This window comes from Burkholderia sp. Ac-20379, from assembly GCF_017104645.1.
Taxonomy (GTDB): Bacteria; Pseudomonadota; Gammaproteobacteria; order Burkholderiales; family Burkholderiaceae; genus Burkholderia.
Window position 1 is genome coordinate 1 of record NZ_JAAGPF010000618.1, and the last position, 1,900, is coordinate 1,900.

Here is a 1,900-nt window from a genome sequence, read left to right on the forward strand (position 1 = left end):
CGACACGCGCAGCAGCCGCGCCAAGCTCGCGCGCTACCGCGCCAAACCCGCCGCCAGCGACAGCGCCGCCGATCCGTATCGCTACGACGGCTGGCGCGCGTCGTCCGCCTACGGCGACGGCGCGGCCGCGCACTGATCCGTCGACGCCTCACGATGCGCGGCCGCCTCGCCGGTCGACCGGACGCCGCGCCCTGCCCGCTCGTTTCCTGTTCGTTTCCCGCTCAATACGCGCCTTCGCGCCGCATCACCACGCCGACCGTGCGCAGCAGAATCCCGCAGTCGAGCAGCGGCGACCACTGCTTCACGTACGACACGTCGAGCGACACGCGCTTCGCGTAATCCACGTCGCTGCGCCCGCTGACCTGCCACAAACCCGTGATGCCGGGCTTGGCCATCAGGTAGTAGCGGACTTCGTGGCCGTAGCGTTCGAGCTCCTTCTCGACCACCGGACGCGGGCCAACCAAGCTCATCTCGCCGCGCAGCACGTTCCAGAGCTGCGGCAGCTCGTCGAGGCTGGTGCGGCGCAGGAAATGCCCGACGCGCGTGATCCGCACATCGTTCTTGAGCTTGAAATCGCGTTCCCATTCGGCGCGCGCGGCCGGATCGCGCGCGAGCAGCTCGCGCAGCACGGCGTCGCTGTCGGTCACCATCGTGCGGAACTTCAGGCAGCGGAAGCGCCGGCCGTCGCGGCCCACGCGCGGGTGGCCATAGAACGCCGGGCCGCCGTCGCGGCGCACCAGCAGCATCAGGATCAGAAACACGGGCGCCAGCGCCACCAGCATCGGGATCACGAGCGCCGTGTCGAAGGCGCGCTTGAAGGTGCGGCGCGCGAGATGCGTGGCGAGCCGCGAATCGGCCTGCGCGGCCAGCTCGTGCGCACGGCCGGCGAAGCGCCACAGCGAGCGCAGCACGGTCAGCGCGAAGGTGCGCGCGATCAACATGCCGAGGCCGCTCGTGATGGTCCAGTAGAGGAACCACAGGCGCGAGACGAGATGCAGGCGATGCAGCACGAACAGCAGCAGGAAGCCGCAGGCCTGCACGAACAGCCAGGCGATGACGGTGCGGCTGATCAGGTTGAACACCGAGCGCACGCTCGTGAGGCTGTCGGTATCGCACGCCGGAAACACCGACAGGGCGAGCGCGACGGCGAACGCCACCAGCAGGCCGTCGAACCCGGGGCTGGCCGCCGCCGACGGCGGCATCAACTCGAAATGCAACGCGCATAGCGCGCCCACGATGATCAACGTGCCGTCGACCAGGCGCCAGATCAGGCCTCTCATCACTCACCCCGTTCAAAAATAATTCGTTTTCGGTTGTTCAGGATTTCTATTCTTTTCGAACCATCGCGCGGCCGGCGGCGCTGTCTCGCGCGCCGCTCCGGCAAGCCGCGGCCGCGTTTGACGATCCGCAACAGTCTTTCGCAGTCCTGCTGAATTGGTCTGCCCGCATGGCCTTGCCACCAAACCTTGCATGCAACGACCATTGTGCGATGCAACGATTGGCTGGCGATGTATCAAGCATGAAACATGCCACTGAAGAGAATCTTGCTGACGGGCGCCGAAAAAGTCGCCAACCCTTTTCTGATCAATGCTTTAACGAAAAATCGTGCGAAGTGGGATGAAGCACTGTGGACGTTTCGAATCTGAAACGTGTCGTAACGTTACGAATGCGTCGCGAATCGTTACGTAACGATCGAAGTGATATGAAGAAAGATCGAGCCAACATGAAAGATGTTGTCGATATTCACGCAAACGATTGCGCGAAATGACAACTTTAAGCGGCCGGCGCCGTGCATGCGCCGGCCGCGATGCCGCGCGGCCTTCGGCCCGGCCCGAGGCTCAGGGCGTGCCGCTGGTGCTGCCGCCCGTGCCGCCCGTCGGGCGGTTGGCTGCCGTGCCGG

Annotated in this window: 1 protein-coding gene; it reads right to left on the bottom strand. The window is 65.4% G+C overall.

Annotated features, from left to right (window positions below):
• Nucleotides 1-221: 221 nt before the first annotated feature.
• The gene (locus tag G3N92_RS33270) at nucleotides 222-1,280 is read right to left on the bottom strand and encodes a sugar transferase (RefSeq protein WP_206131749.1); all 1,059 of its coding nucleotides are present in this window, start codon (nucleotides 1,278-1,280) and stop codon (nucleotides 222-224) included.
• Nucleotides 1,281-1,900: the final 620 nt, after the last annotated feature.